Here is a 4855-nt window from a genome sequence, read left to right as displayed (position 1 = left end):
ACGACGAGGGCCAGCGCACCGGCGAAGATCGGATAGATGCCAGCCGAGAATTTGAGACGGTTGACGGCGCGGAGCACGATCTGACCGCCGACCAGGCCGAAGAGAACGCCGCCGCCCATCTGCCAGAGGAAATCATAGGCGAGCGTCAGCGCCGTCTCGCTCCAGCCGCCCTTGGGAAAGCCATGCGCGGCGAGGCTGACAAGGGCCAGCGTCATGAAGATCGACATCGGATCGTTGAGGCCGGATTCGACCTCCAGCGCCGAGCCGACGCGGGGCTTCAGGCGGAGGCCCCTGAGATGGAGGAGGAGAAAGACGGCGGCGGCATCCGTGGGGCCGACGATGGCGCCGATGAGCAGCGCCTCGAGCCAGCCATAGCCGAGGATGTAATGTGCGGCCGCGCCGACGATCGCCGCCGTGATCGCCACACCGAGGGTCGCCAGCACGACGGCGGGCGAGAGCGCATGGGAGAATTGCTCGCGGGTCGTGCTCAGTCCGCCGTCGAAGAGGATGACGGCGAGCGCCAGCGACCCCGTAAGGTAAGCGAGGCGAAAATCCTGAAACCTGATGCCGCCGAAACCGTCCTCTCCGGCGAGCATGCCGAAGGCGAGGAAGACGAGCAGCAGCGGCGCGCCGATCCGCGACGACAGGACGCCGGCGAAGATCGAGAAGGTGATCAGCGCCGCCGTGATCAGGATGATGTGGTTGGCAAATTCCATGGGCGGGGGTGAGGCCTGACGATTGAGGGGCGGTGGAACCGGCACAAGCCCGCCCGCCGCCGTCCGACGCCCGCAAACGAACGGGGGGCAGGCGGCGAATGAACAGACCGACTTCTGGACCGGTATTGGCTCGCGCCTATAGTGTAGGGAAAAGAACCGGCAGACGAGAAAAAACGCAGAATGTCGCCGGAAACCAGGGAGGAAGCATCATGGATCTCGCCATGCGGCCCGAGGACGTCGCCTTTCGCGACGAGGTGAGGGCCTTTCTGACGGAAAACCTGACCGAGGAACTGAAGGCCCATGCGCGGCTGACGCCGGGCATTCTCGCCGACCAGGACCTGCGCGTGGAATGGCTGAAACGGCTCCATGCGCGCGGCTGGGCGGCGCCGAGCTGGCCGAAGGAATATGGCGGGCCGGGCTGGAACGTGATGCAGCGCTTCATCTGGGCGTCGGAATGCGCGTCGGCGGGGGCGCCCGCCGGCTCCAACATGGGGCTCTCCATGGTCGGGCCGACGCTGATGGGCCACGGCACGGCGGAGCAGAAAGCCTATTACCTGCCGCGCATCCTCAGGGGCGAGGACTGGTGGTGCCAGGGCTATTCGGAGCCGGGCTCGGGCTCGGACCTCGCCTCGCTGCAATGTCGGGCGGTGGCCGACGGCGACGATTACGTCATCAACGGCACCAAGCTCTGGACCACGGGCGCGCATCAATCGAACAAGATGTTCTGCCTCGTGCGCACGGACCCCAAGGCGAAGCCGCAGGAGGGCATCTCCTTCATCCTGATCGACGACTTCCACGCCAAGGGCATCAAGGTCGAGCCGATCATCACGCTCGCCGGCGACCACGAAGTGAACCAGGTGTTCTTCGACGATGTGCGTGTGCCGAGAAAGAACCTCGTCGGCGCGGAAAACAACGGCTGGACGGTGGCGAAATATCTGCTCGAATTCGAACGCGGCGGCGCGGCCCACGGCGCGGGCCTGCGCAACGCGCTCAACCGCCTGAAGACGATCGCCTCGACGGAACAGGCCGGCAGCGGCGCGCGGCTGATCGACGATCCGAATTTCCGCCGCAAGATCGACGAGACGGAGGTGCAGGTGACGGCGGTGGAGTTCACCGAGCACCGCATCATGTCGCAGCTTTCGAACGGGCAGAACCCAGGCGCCGCCGCCTCGATGATCAAGCTCACCGGCGCGGACACCAACCAGCGCATCACCGAACTCGGCGTCGAGGCGATCGCCTATTACGCCGAACCGGACGTGATGGAAGCCCGCACCTGGGGCTCGAACGTCGCGCCCGTGGGGCCGGCGCATACGCTGATGGTGATGCCGAAATATCTCAACACGCGGGCGCAGACGATTTTCGGCGGCTCGAACGAAGTGCAGCACAACATCATGGCGAAGGCCGTGCTGGGGCTTTAGGTCCGCTTCACATACCTGCGTCATCCCGGCTTCGACCGGGATGACCGTTCACACCATCGGATCGCGACCGACGGCCATGCGGTAGGTGAGGCGCGCGAGTTCGCGAGTGAATTGCTTTTTCTTTGCGGGCGGCACGTCGAGAAGCGCGATTTCGAGAATGGTGTTGTAGAGCATCTGCGCGATCAGCCAGGCGTCCTCCTCCGGCATCGGCAGATCGAGGCGGTCTCCCGCCGCGATGCGGACCTGCTGGGCGAGGTCGAGCATGGCCATGCGCGCCTCCGTCACCGCCGGAAGATGCGCGACGAAGGGAATCTGCCTGAGCAACGCGCGATGAACATCGCGGTCCTCCGCCATGACGGCGACCGCGGCTTCCGTCAAATGGATGACGCCGCGCCAGGGCCCGATATCACCGATGTCGGCAAAGGCCTTCCGCATCCGCTCGACGATGCGCGCCATCTGGCGTTCCGCCAGAACGGCGACGATCGTCTCCTTGTCGGGGAAAAACTCATAAAGAGTGCCGATAGAAACCCCCGCCCTTTCGGCGATCCTGTTGGTCGTCAGGGCCTCGTAGCCGCTTTCGGCCAAAAGCCGAGCAGCCGCCTCGATCACGGCGTCGAAGCTTGCCTTCGAGCGAGCCTGTTTCGGCCATTTTTTCGGTTTGAATCCAGTCACTTGAAAGAGCCCCCCGCCCGGGCCGGAACCGGGCCCGCCAATCCGAGTTTTCCGAGCAATTACTTGGATTAGAATAAGCCATCCCATTCTTCAAAACGAGCACGAGATTCCATGCCCGCCCTGCACGACCACGCTTTCGAGACCGTCGATGCCCCGTCGCGGGCGCCGAAGTCCGCCGCGCGCGGCCTGCGCATCAACTATCTGGAGCCCGTCGGCGACCCCGGGCTCGGCGGGCCGGGTTCGCTCGCCTGGAAGGTCTTTCATAACCCAGTCGCCAAGGCGACGGGCGGCATCGCGGCGGTGATCCTCGAACTCGCGGAGCCTTCGGTCCGGGCGGGCGTGTGGGACCATTCCACCTTCAAGGTCGATCCGATCCAGCGCATGCGGAACACGGCGGAAGCGGCGATGGCCGTGACCTATGGGCCGGAAAAGGCGGCGCGCATGACCTTCGAGCGCGTGACGCGCATGCATGAGCGCGTGAGCGGCGAGACGCATGAGGGCAGGCCCTATCGCGCGATGGATCCGGCGCTGCTCACATGGGTCCATGTAACGGCGGCATGGGGATTTCTGCAGGCCTATATCCGCTATGCCGACCCCGACCTCAGCCGCGCCGACCAGGACCGCTTCTATCGGGAAGGCGAGATCAAGGGCAAAGGCTTCGGCGCCGAATGGGTGCCGACCAGTGCCGACGAGGTCGACGCCTACATGGCCACGATGCTGCCGAAGCTCTACGCCAACGATACGGTGCAGGAATTCCTGAAGATCGTCGGCGAGGCGACGCCGTTCGGCCGCGCCGGACAGCCGCTGCAGCGCCTGATCACGCAGGGCGGAATCGATCTTCTCACGGACGAAATGCGGAAGGCCTGCGGCGTCCGCGTCACGCATCCGCTGGGGCGGCGCGGCGTGCGCGCGGCCATCGGCGCGCTTTCGGCGACCGCGCGCTTCGTCGCCCGGCGCAGCGGAAACAGCCCAGCCGAACTGGCTTGCCGCCGAATGGACGTTTCGACAGACTGCCTCTATCCGAATTGACGAGGCACCGCGGCGCTTGACGCAGCGTCGCGCACGAAAAACAACAGGGCGGAAAATGGATCTTCATTTCACGCGCGAGGACGCGGCGTTTCGCGACGAGGTGCGCGCCTTTCTCGACGAGAAGCTGACGCCGGAGCTGAAGGAGGCGGGCAAGCTCACGACGAGCGTCTTCACCGACAAGCAGTGGAACCTCGCCTGGCAGAAGATCCTCTACGAAAAGGGATGGGTCGCGCCCGCCTGGCCGGTCGAATATGGCGGCACCGGCTGGAGCGAGATGCGGAAATATATCTGGGCGTCGGAATGCGCGCGGGCGGGGACGCCGAACCTCTCGCCGATGGGCTTGCGCATGTGCGCGCCGGTGCTGATGAAATACGGGACGCCGGAGCAGAAGGCCTTTTACCTACCGCGCATCCTGAAGGGCGAGGACTACTGGTGCCAGGGCTATTCGGAGCCGGGCTCGGGATCGGACCTTGCCTCGCTGCAACTCCGCGCGGTGTCGGACGGCGACGATTACGTGCTCAACGGATCGAAGATCTGGACGACGCATGCGCATTTCGCCAATCGCATGTTCTGCCTCGTGCGCACGAAATGGGACGGCAAGCCCCAGGAGGGCATCACCTTCATCCTGCTCGAAATGGACACGCCCGGCCTCAAGGTCGAGCCGATCATCACGCTGGCCGGCGAGCACGAGGTCAATCAGGTCTTCTTCGACGATGTGCGCGTGCCGAAGGCGAACCGCGTCGGGCCGGAGCATGAAGGCTGGACGGTGGCGAAATATTTGCTCGAATTCGAGCGCGGCGGCGCTTACGCGGCGGGGCTTTCGGTCGGCGTCGAGAAGGTGCGCGCGATCGCCAGCGAGGAACGCGCGGATGGGGCGCGGCTGATCGACGATCCGGCCTTCCGCCGCCGGCTCGACGAGGCGGAGATTTCGGTGAAGGCGATGGAAGTGACCGAGCATCGCGTGATGGCGGAGCTCGCGGGCGGCAAGAACCCCGGCCCCGCCTCCTCGATGCTCAAGAC

At 65.3% G+C, this 4855-nt stretch carries 5 protein-coding genes; 3 read left to right on the top strand and 2 right to left on the bottom strand.

Features of this window, described 5'->3' with window-relative positions:
• Window positions 1-716: cation:proton antiporter (locus VMR03_RS08960; protein WP_325404356.1), on the bottom strand; the 716-nt coding region annotated here is incomplete at its 3' end.
• A 209-nt stretch (window positions 717-925) separates the two neighbouring features.
• Between VMR03_RS08960 and VMR03_RS08955 the strand changes: the two genes are divergently transcribed.
• Window positions 926-2134: an acyl-CoA dehydrogenase family protein gene (locus VMR03_RS08955; RefSeq protein ID WP_325404354.1), complete on the top strand. Its 1209-nt coding sequence runs from the start codon at window positions 926-928 to the stop codon at window positions 2132-2134.
• A gap of 48 nt (window positions 2135-2182) precedes the next feature.
• Here the strand turns inward: VMR03_RS08955 and VMR03_RS08950 are convergent, their stop codons facing one another.
• Window positions 2183-2806: a helix-turn-helix domain-containing protein gene (locus VMR03_RS08950; protein WP_325404351.1), complete on the bottom strand. Its 624-nt coding sequence runs from the start codon at window positions 2804-2806 to the stop codon at window positions 2183-2185.
• A gap of 111 nt (window positions 2807-2917) precedes the next feature.
• On the opposite strand from VMR03_RS08950, the gene VMR03_RS08945 reads away from it, so the two are divergent.
• Together VMR03_RS08945 and VMR03_RS08940 are read left to right on the top strand one after the other, a co-directional pair.
• The gene (locus VMR03_RS08945; RefSeq protein WP_325404349.1) at window positions 2918-3835 is read left to right on the top strand and encodes an oxygenase MpaB family protein; all 918 of its coding nucleotides are present in this window, start codon (window positions 2918-2920) and stop codon (window positions 3833-3835) included.
• 55 nt (window positions 3836-3890) lie between these two features.
• Window positions 3891-4855: acyl-CoA dehydrogenase family protein (locus tag VMR03_RS08940; protein WP_325404347.1), on the top strand; the 965-nt coding region annotated here is incomplete at its 3' end.

The sequence above is a fragment of the Parvibaculum sp. genome (assembly GCF_035511255.1).
Lineage (GTDB): Bacteria > Pseudomonadota > Alphaproteobacteria > Parvibaculales > Parvibaculaceae > Parvibaculum.
Note: the sequence above shows the minus strand (reverse complement) of the source record. Positions and strands in the feature narration are given on the sequence as shown.